The organism is Vreelandella olivaria, assembly GCF_023507745.1.
GTDB classification, from domain to species: Bacteria; Pseudomonadota; Gammaproteobacteria; order Pseudomonadales; family Halomonadaceae; genus Vreelandella; species Vreelandella olivaria_A.
This window is the reverse complement of sequence record NZ_JALPZO010000065.1, coordinates 14776-31528: the sequence shown is the minus strand read 5'-3', so window position 1 is coordinate 31528 and position 16753 is coordinate 14776. Positions and strand designations below refer to the sequence as shown.

Below are 16753 nucleotides of genomic sequence, written 5' to 3'. Positions count from 1 at the left end.
CCGAATCAGGGGGGCGATAAAATTTAAAGTTTTCTATATACGGAAATGTAGGGCATGCACTCCTGAAACTTTGGCTTTAGGTGGTGAGGTTGCTTTTAACTAGAAAATTTTAAATTTTCTTCTGCTGGTAACTTAACAGTGCCTCATGAATGGTGTTTCCTTCTATCAACACTAAGTGCCGGTACAGCACTTAGTGTATTAAATAGCAGGCAAAGCATGGCCTTACACATGACGGGTAAGGGTAGGTGACGGTTAAAGAGTTAAAAGGGTGTTCGGTGAAGTACTGACACTGTCGTAGCAGAGGCTATCACTGTATGGCTCAGGGATGATCACACAGCGGTCAATTCGGCTTTGGTCAAAGCTTTTGGCTTGCAAGCGTGGCTTACCCATCAAATCCGAAGGCGCTTAATATCATGTCTCCCACCACTGCACCAGAAATTTTTCGACAACTTGCGGATCGGTTGTCGAGTGCTAGTAAAGATGGATTCTTTCATCATTTGGCGCACTCTCTTGCAACGCTGCTACACGTTGACCACGTATTGGTTGTCAGTATTGATACTCAACTAGGCGCTGCTACTCCATTGGCAATGAGTACGTCAGGAGAGTGGCTGGAGCCGTTACCTTGTGCACTTCAAGGGACAGCATGTGAGCAAGTGTACCGTCAGGCCCGCCTGTATGTGCCCTCACAGGTGAGGGCACAGTTCCCCAATGACCCACTGCTCGAGTTGTTGTCTGCAGAAGGGTATCTAGGTGTAGCAATGGTTGATGCTGAGGGCAATTGCCAGGGCATCATTGCACTCATCCACTCCTCTCCCTTATCGCCACCGTTACACACGAATGAAGTGCTGAAAATTGCCTCCTCTTTGGCGGGGTTTGAGCTGTCACGGCAAGTGATGGGAGCGCAGGCACAGGAACGAATCTTGAGTGAGCAGCGGGCATTGCGTTTGATTAGTCGGGGTAACGAGGCGTTGATACATGCCCGCAGAGAGGCATCTCTACTACAGGCGGCCTGCCATATCCTCGTGGAGGTAGGCGGCTATTCGGCTGCATGGGTGAGCGGTGTTGTGGAGAACTCTGCACAGCCACTCTGCTGGGTTGACCAGGCGACAGCTGACCTGCAAGGGGAGGTTCCTGTATGGTTTAGCCCGAAACAATTGCTGATTACCAGCTATAGCCGCGATATGGCTAAACAAGCGTTAGAAAGTCGTGCCCCGATAGTGATAAGTGAATATGGGACTGATGCTATAGCACCAAGCCTCAAGGCAGCACTATTAACGTTAGGTGTGAAAACATTAATTGCCTTGCCATTAATATATCGTGGTACTGCTTTTGGAGTGCTTAGTTTTTATCAGACTGATGAACCTGAAGTAACTAATAAAGAGCTGCGCCTGGTAAGTGAGCTGGCGGACGATATTGCTTTTGGTCTTGATAGTGTGAGGCGAAGGCAGACCGAGCAACGCATTCAGCATGCGGTCACCCAGGTGGCAACCGCCGTATCTGCACAGCATGGTGAAGCCTTTCTAACTCAGTTAACCGCCCATATGGCGGATGCGCTATCGGCTGAAGTTGGTTTTATAGCCACGTTGGATGAGGACGATGCGGGGGTCGCCAATATCCTGTCGCTTTATGTAGATGGGCGTCAACAACAGGGGTTCAGCTACCGGTTGGCAGGGGTGCCCTGCCAGGAAGTGCTGTATGAAGAAGAGTGTATTGTTCACGATGGCGCGGGAGTGCGGTTACCTGTAGAAGCCAATGGGGCACTGGAGTGGGTGAGTGCTTATGTGGGACGGCGACTGGACGATGCCAATGGTAAACCCATAGGGATTATTGGCGTTATGTTCAGGTCGCCACTGACTGATACCCAGATAGTGAGTACCGTGCTACAGATATTTGCCGTTCGTGCTGCATCGGAACTTGAGCGAAAAGAAAATGAAGCGCGGATACGTCAACTGGCATTTCGTGATGAAGGAACGCTGCTGCCTAACCGCGCTGACTTTATGCATTATATTGAGCGAAAAGTATCTGAGTACCCGGCAACTCCGCTTGCATTACTATTATTAGACCTTAATCATTTTAAAGAAATTAATGATACAGCCGGGCATGATTTGGGCGATTTGGTGCTAAAAGAAGTGGCGGGTCGCTTTTCAAAAGTGTTAAAGGAGGGCGATTATCTGGCCCGCTTGGGAGGCGATGAGTTTATTGTAGTGTGTAACGGCGAAGACTCAGCCAATGCACTAAATACAGCGCAGCACTTGTGTGAAAGCCTTAATGCTCCCATAAATATTGAACACCACTCTTCAGAGCTCTCTGTCAGTATTGGTATATCGCTTTATCCACATCATGCCTGTTCCTCACAAGAGCTACTCAAGTATGCCGATATCGCCATGTATCAGGCGAAGCGCCAGAAACTTGCCATTCGCACGTTTGAGTATTGGATGGAACAGGAAGTATCGGAAAAGTTACATATTGCAAAACGTTTGGCGATCGCCATTGCCGACAATACCCTGACGTTAAACTTTCAACCGCAAATTGATATGCGTAGCGGAAAAATCATTGGCGCTGAAGCATTATGCCGTTGGCGTGATGACGAATTGGGTGATGTATCCCCCCTGCAATTTATTCCGATAGCTGAAGAGCGAGGTATGATTGCTGCGCTGGGTAAATGTGTTATTGAAAACTCCTGTAGGCAGCTTGCCCAATGGAGAAAAAGAGGCATGCAGCTGCCCGGACAGTTAGCCATCAATATTGCCGCAGATCAGTTTGAAGATGGTGACTTAGTCAATATATTGCTAACAAATTGTAACACTTATGGTATCAGTCCCGCTGCGCTTAGCCTGGAAATAACGGAAAGTGGCATTATGGATAATCCCGAGAAGGCGATTGCCATGACAGAGGTACTGAAAGGCTATGGTTTGGGATTGGCGATTGATGATTTCGGTACCGGGTATTCGTCGCTTTCCTATTTAAAGCGTTTTGCTGCCGATAAAATCAAAATCGACATTTCCTTTATTCGCGATATGCTGATCAGCGACAACGACCACACTATTGTGGCCACTATTATTGCCATGGCAAACACCCTTGGGCTTGAAACCATTGCTGAAGGTATTGAGAGTAAGGCGCAGGTAGAATCGCTATTAACAATGGGGTGTACACAGGGCCAGGGCTACTATTTCGACCGTCCTTTAGCGGCTGATCAGTTCGCAGAGCGCTGGCTTATATAGTGATGCTGGCAGGCCGATGCAGTGTTTGTGATGGGCATTCACCAAACTGCTGCTTGTAATCATGGGCAAATTGTCCTAAATGCCAAAAGCCCCAGTACGTTGCAATATCGGTGACCGTTTGGGGTGGTTCAGCGGTACGCAGGGCGCGGCGCACTCGGTTAAGCCGTGTGAGACGCAGAAACTGTAGGGGGCTAATGCCTAAAATGGTGGTGAAGCTGTACTGTAGTGTACGTCTGCTCACATGAGTAAGCTCACAAAGCTCCTCCATGGTCACTGGCCCGTCAAGATGCTCATCCACATAGCGCTTTACCCGATCCACCACTTCTTTACGGTGGGCATAGCTGGGCGGTAGTTGTTCCCTGTTGGGTTGCTTGGCGTTAAGCAGTTCAAGCAAGCCCATCAGCAGAATATCCTGATGCAGTTTTTCGGCAATGGCACCTTGCTGGCTGGTAAGCAGTCTCTCCAGTAAGAATGACATCGCGTTCAGGGTTGCGTGGTCTGCCCGTCGCCGTGGAGAACCGCACCACTCCTCATCCAGTTGTAAGCCCTGACGCTGGGCGGCAGCCTGTAAAGCCGGTAGGCAGATCACCAGGCCATAAATATCGAACACCTCCGGTGTTACCAGCTCGAAGTCATGGCCACCGGGCCGACACATCACCTCTTGTTCGTCCAGCGTTTGACCATTGATCTTCGCCCTCAGCGGCTGTGTGGGGATACCCAGCCACAGGGAGTCGGGCCATACCCGGCAGTCTTGGCGCAGCGCCTGCCCCGTATGTTCTTTGAAGACCTGCATGTCAGGCAGCTCTATTTCATCCAGTCGTCCATAAAAGCGGCCAGCACTTAGCTGGTCGTACTGCTGCTGCCAGCGGGTTAGGTTTTGAGCGTGTTCATCAGCATCAAATGCCTCTTGTGTGCACTTTTTTGGTGCGCCGCTTGGGCTCATCAAGGTCATAGGAAACTCCTGGGGGGGTAGTGGCAGTACGACTGTGCCCCGTTGTGTTTTTTAATTTATTGTATTCACTGTATTTTTTGGCGATTAATCAGGTTTGCCAAAACTTGATACCCCCCGTTAAGTGATAGCGCTATTGTGAAAACAAGCAAATTTTGTTCCTCCATGCACATACCGTGCCGATGAACAGTGAACAGGTAATAAAAGGAAAGCCCATGGCGCAGACCTATCACACCACGGTGGGTAGCCGTCGTTACCGCTTTGAAGGCTTGGCGGAATTGATGGCGAAAGCCACGCCTGCCCGTTCCGGTGATCGTTTGGCCGGTGTCATTGCCGACACGGCAGAAGAGCGTGTGGTGGCCCAGATGGTACTGGCGGAGTTACCGCTCAGCACGTTTTTGAATGAGGCGCTGATTCCCTATGAGCAGGATGAAATAACCCGGCTGATTATCGATGAACATGATGCCCGTGCCTTTGCTCCGCTGAAACACTTAACCGTCGGCGACTTCCGTAATTGGCTGCTTTCTGACCATGCCACCAGCGAGGCGCTGGCCGCCGCACGGGATGGAATTACCCCTGAAATGGCGGCTGCTGTCAGTAAGCTAATGCGCAACCAGGATCTGATACTGGTTGCCAGGAAGTGTCAGGTGACGACGGCCTTCCGTAATACCATTGGTTTGTCGGGCAGAATGTCTACGCGTTTGCAGCCCAATCATCCTACCGACGATGTTACCGGTATTGCCGCCAGTATTTTGGATGGTTTGCTATATGGCAGCGGAGATGCAGTGATTGGTATTAATCCTGCCACGGATAACGTCGCCCAAAGCATTAAATTAATGCGGCTGATGGACGACGTGATTCAGAAATATCAGATTCCCACCCAGTCCTGCGTACTGACTCACGTGACCAATACCCTGGAAGCGATAGAGAAAGGGGCACCGGTGGACCTGGTGTTTCAATCCATCGGCGGTACGGAAGCCACCAACCGTAGTTTTGGGTTCGATTTAAGTATTCTGGCTGAGGCGGAAGCTGCTGCACAAACGCTCAATCGTGGCACTGTAGGCCGCAACGTGATGTATTTCGAAACCGGCCAGGGCAGTTCGTTGTCTGCGGATGCTCACCACGGCCTTGACCAGCAAACCTGTGAAGCCCGTGCTTATGCCGTGGCACGCAAGTTTTCTCCTTTGCTGGTTAACACAGTGGTGGGGTTTATCGGCCCTGAATATTTGTACGACGGTAAAGAGATCATTCGTGCGGGGCTGGAGGATCACTTCTGCGGCAAGCTGCTGGGTGTGCCCATGGGCTGTGACGTGTGCTACACCAATCACGCAGAAGCCGATCAGAACGATATGGATAATCTGCTTACCCTGCTGGGGGTTGCTGGATGCAACTTCGTGATGGGTATTCCCGGCTCTGACGACATCATGCTCAACTATCAAACCACCTCTTTTCACGATGCGCTGTATGCCCGGCGAGTGCTTGGCCTGAAAGCGGCGCCAGAGTTTGAGAGGTGGCTTGAGCAGGTGCAGATTTTTCAGGATGTGGGTGCCTGCCAGCTTAACGACCAGCTTCCCGCTGCGTTTGCCAACAGCCTGCGCCATCTGCCCAGAGGGGGCTCCCGGGATGCCTGATACTGGTGCAAATGAAGCGCAAGTCCCGTTTGTGGTAGAGAACCCCTGGGAGCGGCTACAGGCGTTTACCGATGCCCGGATTGGGCTGGGGCGGGCAGGCGTTAGCCTGCCCACCAGGCAGTTGCTTGCTTTTCAACTGGCCCATGCCCAGGCCCAGGATGCGGTGCACTGCCCACTTGATAGCGATGCATTAGCCAGTCAGTTAACCAACACGCTTAGCCTTACCGTCCCGCCCCTGCGTTTGCACAGCCATGCCCTGGATCGTGCTATGTACCTGCAACGCCCCGACTATGGGCGCCGCCTGAATGATGATTCCAGAGCGCGGCTTCAGACAGCAGCTATGGATGGCCAGCGTTTTGATTTGGCTGTTGTCATTGTAGATGGGTTGTCAGCCCGTGCCGTACAACAGAACAGTGCACCTTTCCTTGCCGCGCTTTACCACGCCATTCAACAGGATCAGTCAGACAGTGAAGACGTGTGGCGACTTGCTCCACTCACCATTGTGGAGCAGGGCCGGGTTGCGGTTGGCGATGAAGTGGGTGACTTGCTGAACGCCGATGCAGTGCTGGTAATGATAGGCGAGCGACCTGGGCTGAGTTCCCCGGACAGCCTGGGACTGTATATGACCTGGGCGCCTGAACCGGGCTTAAAAGATGACCGTCGCAACTGTATTTCCAATGTACGCCCGGCAGGGCTGTCATCAGAAGAGGCCGCCCGGCGGCTGATGCTGCTATTAAAAGAGGCTCGCCAGCGCAGGTTGTCGGGGGTTCAACTGAAAGATCGTAGCGAGGATAGCGTCCTGGAAGGGGAGTCTGGTGGGAGTGGCTCTACGCGTAACTTTCTGGTGGCTGATTAACCAACACTTTAACCAATACGGCGGTTCATACCGCAACACCCTGGCACGGTGTTTTGACAACAACGGGCATACAACAATGACCAAAGAGCAATGACCAAAGAACAACAGAGGATCTGCACCGCTATTCAGCACGCCGCTGACGTTGATTGAGTTCCTCACTGAAAAGGGCAAGACGATGACACAACCTTCTGTTGATCAAGCGTACCTGGCCAAGCGCCAGCTGCGTAAGGGCACTGCTGGCTGGATGCTGTTGGCGGGGCTTGGGGTTTCTTACGTGATTTCCGGTGATTTTGCCGGCTGGAACTTTGGTATCGCCGAAGCGGGCTGGGGCGGGTTTGTTATTGCCGCCTGCCTAATGGCGGTGATGTACTTTGCGCTGGTGCTTTCGCTGGCGGAAATGTCGGCAGCTATTCCTGCCGCGGGGGGAGGTTATAGCTTTGCCCGCCAGGCGATAGGGCCTACGGGAGGGTATCTGACCGGGCTGGCGGTACTGATTGAATATGCGCTTGCACCTGCTGCCATCGTGATTTTTATTGGCTCAGCGGTGGAAGCGTTGCTGGGAATTAACGGACCGCTGGTTTATCTGCTGTTCTACGCTGTTTTTATTGGCATTCATCTGGCAGGGGTGGGGGAAGCTCTCAAGGTGATGATGGTGATCAGTGGTCTCGCGGTATTTGCGATTCTGGCAACTGCTGTCGCACTGATTGGTGATTTTGATTCGGCTAATTTATTTGATATCGCGCCCACCGATGCGGCTGGCGCAAGCACGTTTATGCCCTATGGCTGGTACGGTATCTGGGCAGCGCTGCCGTTTGGCATGTGGCTGTTTCTGGCGGTGGAGGGTGTGCCGCTGGCGGCCGAAGAGTCCAAAGACCCGGCACGGGATATGCCCAAAGGCATTATTGCTGCCATGCTGTTTCTATTATTCACTGCACTCCTGGTGGTGGTACTGCTGGCCGGTGCGGCGGGCGCTGAAATGATTGGGCAGAGCGGTGTGCCGCTGGTGGATGCGCTTAACGTGGCCGGTAATCCAACGTTGGCAACACTGGTGAATGTACTGGGGCTGGTAGGGCTGATTGCCTCTTTCTTCTCTATTATCTACGGCTATAGCCGTTTAGTGTTTGCACTTTCCCGGGCAGGTTACCTGCCAAAACAACTGTCACTCACCAGCGAACGCAAGGTGCCCTACCTGGCACTGGTCGTACCGGGTGTGTTTGGTTTTTTAGTGTCGTTAAGTGGTGAAGGCGACCTGATACTTGGCATGGCGGTAGTGGGTGCCACACTCTCCTACGCGTTGATGGCATTTAGCCACATCATGCTACGTTTGAAGCGCCCGGACTTACCGCGCCCCTATAAAACGCCAGGGGGTATCGTTACCTCCAGTATTGCCCTGGTGCTGGCACTGGTAGCACTCACCGGGGTTTATGCGTTCGACCCCCGTGCGTTTAACTACACCATTATGTTGTTTATTGCCGGTGCGGCGTACTACTTCCTGTACAGCAAAAACAAGCTGGTGGCGAAAACCGCCGAGGAGGAGTTTGCGCTGGTCATCACAACTCCTGAAGAGCTGGATGAGGCTGAACTTGTCCCGGTAGCTATCAAGGGCTAGCTGCTGTAATAGCCAACCACGTACGCCTCTGGTGCTATACCGCCAGGGGCGTTTTGGTGACTTCTCTCCACTAAGGTCGTCTCGTATGTAGTGTACTGTTCGGTAAGGCTTACTGCAGACACCTCCAACGAAGAGTATCGCGCCATGAAACACTCGCCAGCGTATCGCATTGCGGCCACGATCCTGCATGGATTCGACGAGTACCGGGCGCGCTTTAAACAGATTACGTTCGATGCCAGCCGACGCTTTCGTGACGCCGCATGGCGGGAGGCTCAGCAGGCATCGGTTGTGCGTATCAAACTTTATGGCGAGAAGGTGGCGGATACATTGGACCGTTTGCAGCGCACCTTTAGCCATGACGTGCTGGCGAACTGCGAGACCTGGCGGGAAGCGCGGAAACACTATGCTGAAATGATCAGCCAGCGGCTGGATTATGAACTGGCGGAAACCTACTTCAACTCGCTGTTCTGCTCGGTTTTTCACCACCGGCATATCCGCAACGACTGGATGTTTGTCTACAGCTCCCGAGCGGATGCTGCTCATCACTCTGGTATTGAACTGTGCCGCCGCAAGGCAGTGAAGGGCGATTGGGCGGGTACGCTGGCCTGGGCGTTGCAGGAAGCGCCGTTTGATAACCCTTTTGCCGACCTCAAGCGTGATAGTGAGCTGGGCGCCAGCCTGCTGGCAACCCAACTGTCAGCGGCTATCGTGCAGGCGCATGATACGCAGATAGAACTGTTGAAAAGCGTGTTCTACCGCAATAAAGGTGCCTATCTGGTGGGCCGCATTTTGGGTGGCGGCGAGCAGGTGCCTCTGGTATTACCGGTGCTGCATGGAAAGGGATTTGGTGAGCAGCAGGGAGGCGACCCCTGTCTGCACTTGGACACGGTGCTCACCGAAACTGACGAGGTCTCGATTATTTTTTCCTTCACGCGGGCCTACTTTCAGGTGGATGTGCCGGTGCCAGGGGAGTTTGTGAACTACTTAACACAACTGATGCCCCATAAGCCCGCAGGCGAGTTATACGCCGCCATTGGTTTTTTTAAGCATGGTAAAACCGAGTTCTTTCGTGCGCTTAATCAACAAGTCGCCAAACGTGAAGATCGGTTTGTGATTGCTCCAGGGGTGCGCGGTATGGTCATGGCGGTATTTGTGCTGCCCCGCTTTCGCACCGTGTTTAAGGTTATTAAAGATAAATTTGACCCTGCCAAAGAGGTCACTCCCGCTATCGTGCGCGACAAGTATCGGTTGGTGAAGCTCCACGACAGGGTGGGGCGTATGGCGGACACCCAGGAGTTCTCCAACTTCATCGTGCGCCAGGATCATTTTGCGCCCGACTGCCTGGAGCACCTCCTGGAGGTGGCGCCCTCTTCGGTATTGCTGAAAGAGGATAAAGTCATTATCAAGCACTGCTATACCGAGCGCATGATGACCCCGCTCAATATCCATCTTGAAACGTGCAGCCCTGAAGAGCGTGTCATGGTGCTGAAAGACTATGGTAATGCCATTAAGCAGATGGCAGCGGCGAATATTTTTCCCGGCGATATGTTGCTGAAAAACTTTGGCGTCACCCGTCAGGGGCGGGTGATTTTTTATGATTACGACGAGGTATGCTACCTCACAGAGTGCCGTTTTCGACACCTCCCCAAATCCCAGAGCAATGATTTCCAACTTGGGGGAGGGGACAGTTTGTCCATTGGGCCCAACGATATCTTCCCCGAGGAGTTTGGGCCGTTTATGTTTGCCAACCCTGAATTACGCAGCCTGTTTATGGCGCAGCATCCCGAGCTATTCGATCCAGGCTACTGGATAGGGCTGCAACAGGCCATTGAGGATGGGCGTGTGATTGATGTTTATCCTTATCGTAATAAGCAGCGGTTCGCGGGAACGGTCGGGCAGCTGGTACATTAGGGCGCTATCAGGAGCGATATCGTTGAGGACACTATGACATTACCCCCACATCTGGTGGTATTTACCGGGTCAGGTATCAGTGCAGAAAGCGGCATTAAAACGTTCCGTGCCAGCGATGGATTGTGGGAGAACCATCCGGTAGAGGATGTGGCGACCCCGGAAGCCTGGCGGCGTAACCCCCAGGGCGTATTGGATTTCTATAACATGCGTCGGGAGCAAATCCGTAAAGCCAAGCCCAATGCTGCCCATAAAGCGCTGGCTGCTCTGGAGCAGGATGGGTTCAGGGTAAGCATTATTACGCAAAACATTGATGATCTGCACGAGCGTGCGGGATCGCGCCATGTGCTGCACCTGCACGGTGAGATTTTAAAAGCACGCTCCACGGTAGACGCACGCCTGCGTTATCCGCTGGTGAAAGGTGGCATTGAGTTGGGTGATGTATGTGATAAAGGCAGCCAACTGCGTCCGGATGTGGTGTGGTTTGGCGAAGCCGTGCCGCTATTTGAAGAGGCCTGCGAACTTGCCAGTCAGGCGGATTTTTTTCTGGTAGTGGGTACCTCGCTAACGGTGATGCCGGCTGCTTCGCTCCTCTCGTATATTGAGCTGGATACCCACTGCGCCTTGGTTGACCCGGATGCGGATGCCATTACCCCCCCTGGGGTGCTGGCTGTCAACACCACGGCAGGGGAGGGTGTTCCCGCCCTGGTGAACCAATGGCTTAAGCAGGGGAGTTTGATCCTGCCTTGATCACTATCGCTCTAAAAACCACGCTTTCATGACGCTGGTAATGTGTGTTATTTCCGCCTCGGAAGTGATGTAAGCAGGCATGGTGTAAAGCCAACGGTCAATAGGGCGCAGCCAGACCCCCCGTTCACGAGCAAAGGTGCCCACGCCTGCTAGTGTAGTTGCAGAGTGTGCCTCAATGACTGCAGTTGCACCCAGCACCCGTATATCGGCAACTGCCGGGTGAGCGCGAAGCGCAGCATCCTCCAGCAGTTCACGGCGAAGGGAGTGGCTCAGGGCATCAATCTTGCTGAGATAATTCTCCTCTTCAAACACCCTTAGGCTTTCCAGTGCCACCCGGCAGGCGAGTGGATTGCCCATAAAGGTTGGCCCGTGCATAAAGGCGTGATGGGGGCTGTCGCCGATAAAGGCATCGTGCACACGATCTGTGGCCAGGGTGGCGGCATGGCCCAGATAGCCACCGGTCAATCCTTTGGAGAGCACCATGATGTCTGGCGTAACGCCCGCGTGGTCAGCGGCAAACAGTGTTCCAGTCCGGCCAAAACCGGTGGCAACTTCGTCAAACACCAGCAGAACATTGAACTCATCGCACAGCGCACGCGCACCGGTTAAATAGGCAGGAGACGTCATGTTAAGTCCACCGGCGGCTTGCAGCAGCGGCTCCATCAATAGCGCGGCAATCTCAGTGTGGTGGCGCTCAAGTACGCCACGCAGGGCATTAAGGTCGTGGTCAACGTGAGCCTGGGTGGCGTTGTAGGGAGCACTGGGGGCCGGGGCAAAATGGTGTTGCGGTAATAGTTTGGCGAACAGGCTATGCATCCCCTCTTCCGGGTCACACACCGCCATGCAGCCAGTAGTGTCACCATGGTAAGCCTTCATTAATGAGAGCATACGGCTCTTTTCAGGATGGCCGGTCAGCGCCTGATACTGCAGTGCCATCTTCATCGCCACTTCCATGCCTACCGAGCCGCTATCGGAGTAGAACACGTGGTTAAGCCCGGCGGGAGTGATGCGCACCAGTTCTCTGGCCAACTGATCGGCGGGCTCGTGGGTGAGGCCGCCGAGCATCACGTGACACAGTTTGCCTGCCTGTTCGCGAATTGCGGCGATCAGGCGCGGGTGACTGTAACCATGAATCATGCACCACCAGGAACAGGTGGCATCCAACAGGTGCTCGCCGCTATCCAGGGTAAAGTATGCACCGCTGCCGCCAACAACGTTCGGCGCGGGGGCTTGGGTTTTCAAGTGGGCGTAAGGGTGCCAAACGGGCGATTTCATAGATTGGCCTTGTGCTTAAAGGGAGTGGTCATCAAGCAATGCGGATAAGGATAAATAGCCATGTGCCTGGGCAGCATCGGCATCAGCCAAATGGGGAATCACACCCAGACAGGGTGCTACCAGGGCATTTTTCAGACGCTCGATGTTGGCGTGAAAGCGTGCCTGCTCAGTAGAGAATGCAGGATCAACCACACTGCCAATCCAGCCCGCCAGTGCAAGGCCGTCGTTGCTAATCGCTTCCGCAGTGAGGCGGGCATGATTGAGGCAGCCTAGTTTCAGGCCGACGACCAGTATCACGGGTAGTTTCATGGCGTGGGGAAGCGCTGAAAAATCCTCACAAGTGTTGAGTGGCACGCGCCAGCCGCCGGCGCCCTCAATCAGTGTCAGATCACGGGGATTCTCTGCAAGGGTAGCCGTCAGTGCGGCGACCACATTGCTAACGCTGATATGTTGACCTGCTTCGCTGGCGGCTAAATGGGGCGCAATGGCGGGGGAAAACGCCCAGGGGTTAACGGTTGCATAACATACGGGCAGTGTACTTTGCGCTTGTAGCGACAGGGCATCGCTATTGCGCAACCCTTCAGGCGTGATGCTGCTACCTGAGGCAATCGGCTTTAAGCCCAGCGTGGTGAGTGGCAACTGACGCGCTGCATACAACAGCGCGCTGGCGGCTAGGGTTTTACCTGCATCGGTGTCGGTGCCGGTCACAAAATAAACGGTCATCGCGTTTTTTCCAGGTGCAGGGTGCAGCAGTGGTAGCTAACAGGCAGTCCTTGGGGGGCTCGCAGGGTTTCAAAGCGGGCTTGGGCCGCGCTAAGTTCGCGGCGTGTCAGCCTGGCGTTGGGCCGAGCCACCTGGGCACCCACTCCTTTGATGGAATCCATAACCGCACGCAGATCGGGATAGTGAAAGCGCCGCCACTCTGTTGTTTGCTGAACCAGCGTTAAGCCGCTGTGGGTAATGACATGTTTAAGCTCATGGGCATCAGGCGTTTGTAGCAGTGCTTCAGGCCGCTGCCAGGCAGTGGCCACTTCCGCCAGTGTACCGGGCAGTAGCGTGGTGATGTGTGCCTGACCTCCAGGGACAAGCACCCGTTGTAGCTCGCTCATCACGGCGCCACTGTCGCGGCACCATTGAATGGCGAGATTGGAAAACACCACATCAAAGCTATCGCCGCCAAACGGCATTAGGGCGGCGTCGCCCTGTCGCCATTCGATCTGGGGGCCATAACGTGCCTGGGCGTGTTCCAGCATGCCGGGAGCAATATCCACACCTGTGACGTGGGCATGGGGGTAGCGTAACGCCAGCCGTTGGGTCCAGTAACCCGTGCCACAGCCAAGATCAAGCAGGCTACTGGCACCGGGCGGAAGCATTTGCCACAGTGTTTCGCCAATATGACGTTGGGCGCTGGCCAGTGCGTCGTAGCGGGGCGCTGCCCGTGAAAAGGCTCGGGCGACTTTTGTCTGCCAATCTGTCAGCGGCAGGATAGTGATACTCACGCCAGCTCCTTCGCCGTAAGGCTAGCCTGCTCTGCCAGCATCAACGCAAGCTGGGCCGGTTGGGAGAGCATGGGACAGTGCCCGGCATTGGCAATCAGCATGGCTCGATCGCGCGTGCTGGGGCCAACGAATGGGTCATGCTTGCCCACCACACGAATGATCGGGCAGGGGGCGTTTTCGAAACGCTGGGTGTTATCGGTATGGGCCAGCCAGTCAAGACCATGGGACAGGGTACGATGGTCGGCGTTGGGGTGATCATCCAATAGCGTTTGCAGTTGTCGGTGGGCGTTGCGAACGCAGGGTTCTCCCTGAACTTGCCAACGTAAAAAGTGCTGCCATGCAGCCGTTGGGTTGCGGTTGAAAGCCCGGCGAAAACGTAACAGCTCCGTTTCGCTAACGCCGCCGTCGGTACAAAAACGATCACCGATACCCAGCAGTATCAAGCGGCGAGGGGCAGGGAGTTTGTCGAGCAGCGCGCCGGCCAGCAGTCCACCCAATGACCAGCCAACCCATACCGCATCAGCGGGAAGGTGGCTTGCCATTGCGCTGGCAAGCTGGTCGATGGTCGCGTTTTCAGCCAGCGTGGGATGCTCGCCATAGCCCGGCCAGTCAACCGCATGGTGCTCGATGGAAGATGGCCAGTAGCTATCCAGTGTCTGCCAGATACGCTTGTCAATGCCCCAGCCTGATAGCAGTACCAGGCGTGCTCCTACTGGGTGTGACATAAGGCATCCTCGCGCTGGCAGCGGCTTAACCCTTCCAGGAGTCGGTCGATATCACGGCGGTGATGGCGGGCGCTGAGGGTAATACGCAGGCGTGCTCCACCGTTTGGCACTGTAGGAGGACGAATGGCGCCTACCTGAATGCCGGACTGGGACAACCTTGCCGCCCAGGTCATAACACGGGCTTCATCGCCCAATAAGAGCGGCTGGATAGGTGTGTAAGAGGCCGCAACGGGGAGGCCGAGCTGCGCTGCCTGCTGGCGGAAATACGCAATGTGCTGCTGTAGCCGCTGGCGGTGCGCAGGTTCGTGCTGCACGATGGTGAGCGCTGCCAGGGTTGCCGCTGCAATACAGGGGGGCTGGGCGGTGGTGTAAATATAGCTGCGGGCAAACTGGGTGATATGTTCAATCAGTGCGGCATCACCGGCGACAAAGGCACCGGCAGTACCCAGTGCTTTGCCCAGTGTGCCTACCAGAATGGGCACGTCCTGGCTGGTCAATGACTCTGTACAGCCGCTGCCCTGCTCGCCCAGCACCCCCAGCCCGTGGGCATCATCAATCATGAGCCAGGCGCCGTGGCGCTGGCTTAGCTGGGCCAGTGCTGAAACATCCGCCACATCGCCATCCATGCTGAATACACCATCGCTAACCACCAGCTTGTAAGGGTTCGGGCTGCTCTCCAACAAGCGTTCCAGGTCATCGCTATCCTGGTGATGGTAACGGCGGGAGCGGGCGCCGCTGAGAGTGGCGCCATCCAGGAGCGACGCATGGTTAAGCCGGTCTTGAAAGATCGCTGTGTGACGATCACCTAGCGCCTGTAATACCCCCAGGTTGGCCATATAACCGGTAGAAAAGAGTAGCGCGCGTTGTCGTCCGGTCCAGGCTGCCAACGCCTCTTCCAGGTCGTCATGAATGCCCAGATGCCCACTCACCAGATGCGATGCGCCTGCACCCGCGCCGAAGCGGCGGGCGCCTTCCGCCTGGGCTGCCTGCACCCGTGGATCATGGGCCAGTCCAAGATAGTCGTTGCTGGCAAAATTCACTGACTCACGGCTGTTTACGTGGCGAATTCGCCAGCGCTGCTCCTGGAGCCGGGCATCGCGGGCGGTGGCTAGCCGTTGATGCCACGCGTTAGACACTGGCGTCCACCGCCAGGGCTGCCGTACGCTCTGCCTGCGCCTGTTGACGTGCTTGTTGTGCCAAGCGTTGGGCGTGGTTGTCATCATCCTCGCAGGTGTCACGACGCTCTGGGCGTAACCCCAACTTGGCGAACAGCGCGCGATCACGCTCGGCCTGTGGGTTGCCGGTGGTCAGCAGCTTGTCACCATAGAAAATCGAGTTGGCGCCGGCCAGGAAGGCCAGCGCCTGGGTGGATTCGCTCATTTGCTCGCGCCCGGCAGATAGCCGTACATGGCTTTGGGGCATCATAATGCGGGCGACAGCAATGGCGCGGATAAACTCAAGGGGATCCAGATCTTCCACGTTTTCCAGCGGCGTACCGGGAACTTTCACCAACATGTTAATGGGCACAGACTCCGGGTGGGGCACGAGTCTGGCTAATTGCTGTAACAGAGCGCTGCGGTCCTGGGCACCTTCCCCCATCCCCAAAATGCCACCCGAGCATACTTTCATGCCTGCCTCACGCACCGTGGCTAAGGTCTCCAGGCGGTCGCTGTAAGTGCGAGTGGTGATAATTTCGCCGTAATAATCGGGGGAGGTATCCAGGTTATGGTTATAGTAGTCCAGCCCCGCCGCCGCCAAACGGTTGGCTTGCTGGTTATCCACCATACCCAGGGTCATGCAGGTTTCCAGGCCAAGGGCTTTTACCTGGCGAACCATCTCTTCCACCACCAGCAAGTCTTTATCCCGTGGGCTGCGCCACGCGGCTCCCATGCAGAAGCGGCTGGCTCCAGCCTCCTTGGCCGCTTTGGCCTGGGCCACCACTTTTTCGATTTCCAGCAGTTTCTCTTTTTCCAATTTTGTATTGTAGTGGCCCGACTGCGGGCAATATTTGCAGTCTTCCGGGCAGGCGCCGGTTTTAATCGAGAGCAGGGTAGAGACTTGCACCGCATTAGCATCAAAGTGCGCTCGATGAACTTGCTGGGCCTGAAACAGCAGATCATTGAAAGGCAACGCAAACAGAGCGTTGATCTCATCCAGCGTCCAGTCGTGTCGCGGAGAGGCGATATCAATGTGATGAGCGGTCTGGGGTGTGGTCACGGGTAAACCTGTTTTCATTTTGAGGTTGACCGAACTCTAGCGGCGTTGCGCTTTTGGTGTCAACCTGTTTGGTTTTTTTGGTTTACTCATTGCCAGGGTTCGTCATTAGAGAG

Annotated in this window: 13 protein-coding genes; 6 read left to right on the top strand and 7 right to left on the bottom strand. The window is 54.9% G+C overall.

From position 1 onward, the window contains the following. Window positions 1–413 precede the first annotated feature (413 nt). Window positions 414–3221: a bifunctional diguanylate cyclase/phosphodiesterase gene (locus HP566_RS05085; protein ID WP_249976177.1), complete on the top strand. Its 2808-nt coding sequence runs from the start codon at window positions 414–416 to the stop codon at window positions 3219–3221. Here the strand turns inward: HP566_RS05085 and HP566_RS05080 are convergent. After that, window positions 3214–4173: a helix-turn-helix domain-containing protein gene (locus tag HP566_RS05080; protein ID WP_249976176.1), complete on the bottom strand. Its 960-nt coding sequence runs from the start codon at window positions 4171–4173 to the stop codon at window positions 3214–3216. The genes HP566_RS05085 and HP566_RS05080 overlap by 8 nt on opposite strands. Before the next feature lie 212 nt (window positions 4174–4385). On the opposite strand from HP566_RS05080, the gene HP566_RS05075 reads away from it, so the two are divergent. The 5 genes from HP566_RS05075 (at window position 4386) to HP566_RS05055 (ending at window position 10924) form a co-directional block, all read left to right on the top strand. Continuing rightward, a complete protein-coding gene (locus tag HP566_RS05075; RefSeq protein WP_249976175.1) occupies window positions 4386–5801 on the top strand; it encodes an ethanolamine ammonia-lyase subunit EutB in 1416 nt (471 codons plus the stop codon). Then, on the top strand, window positions 5794–6657 hold the full coding sequence (gene eutC, locus HP566_RS05070) for an ethanolamine ammonia-lyase subunit EutC (protein ID WP_249976174.1): 864 nt from the start codon (window positions 5794–5796) through the stop codon (window positions 6655–6657). Before HP566_RS05075 ends, eutC begins: the two co-directional genes overlap by 8 nt. Window positions 6658–6832: 175 nt before the next feature. Further along, window positions 6833–8266: an ethanolamine permease gene (gene eat, locus HP566_RS05065; protein ID WP_249976173.1), complete on the top strand. Its 1434-nt coding sequence runs from the start codon at window positions 6833–6835 to the stop codon at window positions 8264–8266. Between the two features lie 144 nt (window positions 8267–8410). After that, window positions 8411–10177 (top strand): bifunctional isocitrate dehydrogenase kinase/phosphatase, encoded by a 1767-nt coding sequence (gene aceK, locus HP566_RS05060; protein WP_249976172.1) that lies wholly within the window; start codon window positions 8411–8413, stop codon window positions 10175–10177. A 33-nt stretch (window positions 10178–10210) separates the two neighbouring features. Then, window positions 10211–10924, top strand: a complete 714-nt coding sequence (locus HP566_RS05055) for an SIR2 family NAD-dependent protein deacylase (protein WP_249976171.1) — start codon at window positions 10211–10213, stop codon at window positions 10922–10924. Between the two features lie 3 nt (window positions 10925–10927). On the opposite strand, the gene bioA is transcribed toward HP566_RS05055, so the two are convergent. The 6 genes from bioA to bioB are packed head-to-tail and all read right to left on the bottom strand — an operon-like array spanning window position 10928 to window position 16658. Then, window positions 10928–12199: an adenosylmethionine--8-amino-7-oxononanoate transaminase gene (gene bioA, locus HP566_RS05050; RefSeq protein ID WP_249976170.1), complete on the bottom strand. Its 1272-nt coding sequence runs from the start codon at window positions 12197–12199 to the stop codon at window positions 10928–10930. Window positions 12200–12214: 15 nt separating this feature from the next. Then, on the bottom strand, window positions 12215–12922 hold the full coding sequence (gene bioD / locus HP566_RS05045) for a dethiobiotin synthase (RefSeq protein ID WP_249976169.1): 708 nt from the start codon (window positions 12920–12922) through the stop codon (window positions 12215–12217). Then, a complete protein-coding gene (locus tag HP566_RS05040; RefSeq protein ID WP_249976168.1) occupies window positions 12919–13698 on the bottom strand; it encodes a methyltransferase domain-containing protein in 780 nt (259 codons plus the stop codon). The genes bioD and HP566_RS05040 overlap by 4 nt, the downstream gene beginning before the upstream one ends. Then, window positions 13695–14423 carry an alpha/beta fold hydrolase gene (locus tag HP566_RS05035; RefSeq protein WP_249976167.1) on the bottom strand — a complete coding sequence of 243 codons (729 nt, stop codon included), beginning with the start codon at window positions 14421–14423 and terminating at the stop codon, window positions 13695–13697. Before HP566_RS05035 ends, HP566_RS05040 begins: the two co-directional genes overlap by 4 nt. Beyond that, window positions 14408–15559, bottom strand: coding sequence for an 8-amino-7-oxononanoate synthase (gene bioF / locus HP566_RS05030; RefSeq protein ID WP_249976166.1), 1152 nt, complete (start codon window positions 15557–15559; stop codon window positions 14408–14410). The genes HP566_RS05035 and bioF overlap by 16 nt, the downstream gene beginning before the upstream one ends. Next, window positions 15552–16658: a biotin synthase BioB gene (gene bioB, locus HP566_RS05025; RefSeq protein ID WP_249976165.1), complete on the bottom strand. Its 1107-nt coding sequence runs from the start codon at window positions 16656–16658 to the stop codon at window positions 15552–15554. Before bioB ends, bioF begins: the two co-directional genes overlap by 8 nt. Window positions 16659–16753 lie beyond the last annotated feature (95 nt).

Bases quoted from the DNA above. Each gene is read 5' to 3' on its own strand.
- HP566_RS05085 (WP_249976177.1), top strand. From the start codon at position 414: ATGTCTCCCACCACTGCACCAGAAATTTTTCGACAACTTGCGGATCGG.
- HP566_RS05080 (WP_249976176.1), bottom strand. From the start codon at position 4,173: ATGACCTTGATGAGCCCAAGCGGCGCACCAAAAAAGTGCACACAAGAG.
- HP566_RS05075 (WP_249976175.1), top strand. From the start codon at position 4,386: ATGGCGCAGACCTATCACACCACGGTGGGTAGCCGTCGTTACCGCTTT.
- eutC (WP_249976174.1), top strand. From the start codon at position 5,794: ATGCCTGATACTGGTGCAAATGAAGCGCAAGTCCCGTTTGTGGTAGAG.
- eat (WP_249976173.1), top strand. From the start codon at position 6,833: ATGACACAACCTTCTGTTGATCAAGCGTACCTGGCCAAGCGCCAGCTG.
- aceK (WP_249976172.1), top strand. From the start codon at position 8,411: ATGAAACACTCGCCAGCGTATCGCATTGCGGCCACGATCCTGCATGGA.
- HP566_RS05055 (WP_249976171.1), top strand. From the start codon at position 10,211: ATGACATTACCCCCACATCTGGTGGTATTTACCGGGTCAGGTATCAGT.
- bioA (WP_249976170.1), bottom strand. From the start codon at position 12,199: ATGAAATCGCCCGTTTGGCACCCTTACGCCCACTTGAAAACCCAAGCC.
- bioD (WP_249976169.1), bottom strand. From the start codon at position 12,922: ATGACCGTTTATTTTGTGACCGGCACCGACACCGATGCAGGTAAAACC.
- HP566_RS05035 (WP_249976167.1), bottom strand. From the start codon at position 14,423: ATGTCACACCCAGTAGGAGCACGCCTGGTACTGCTATCAGGCTGGGGC.
- bioB (WP_249976165.1), bottom strand. From the start codon at position 16,658: ATGAAAACAGGTTTACCCGTGACCACACCCCAGACCGCTCATCACATT.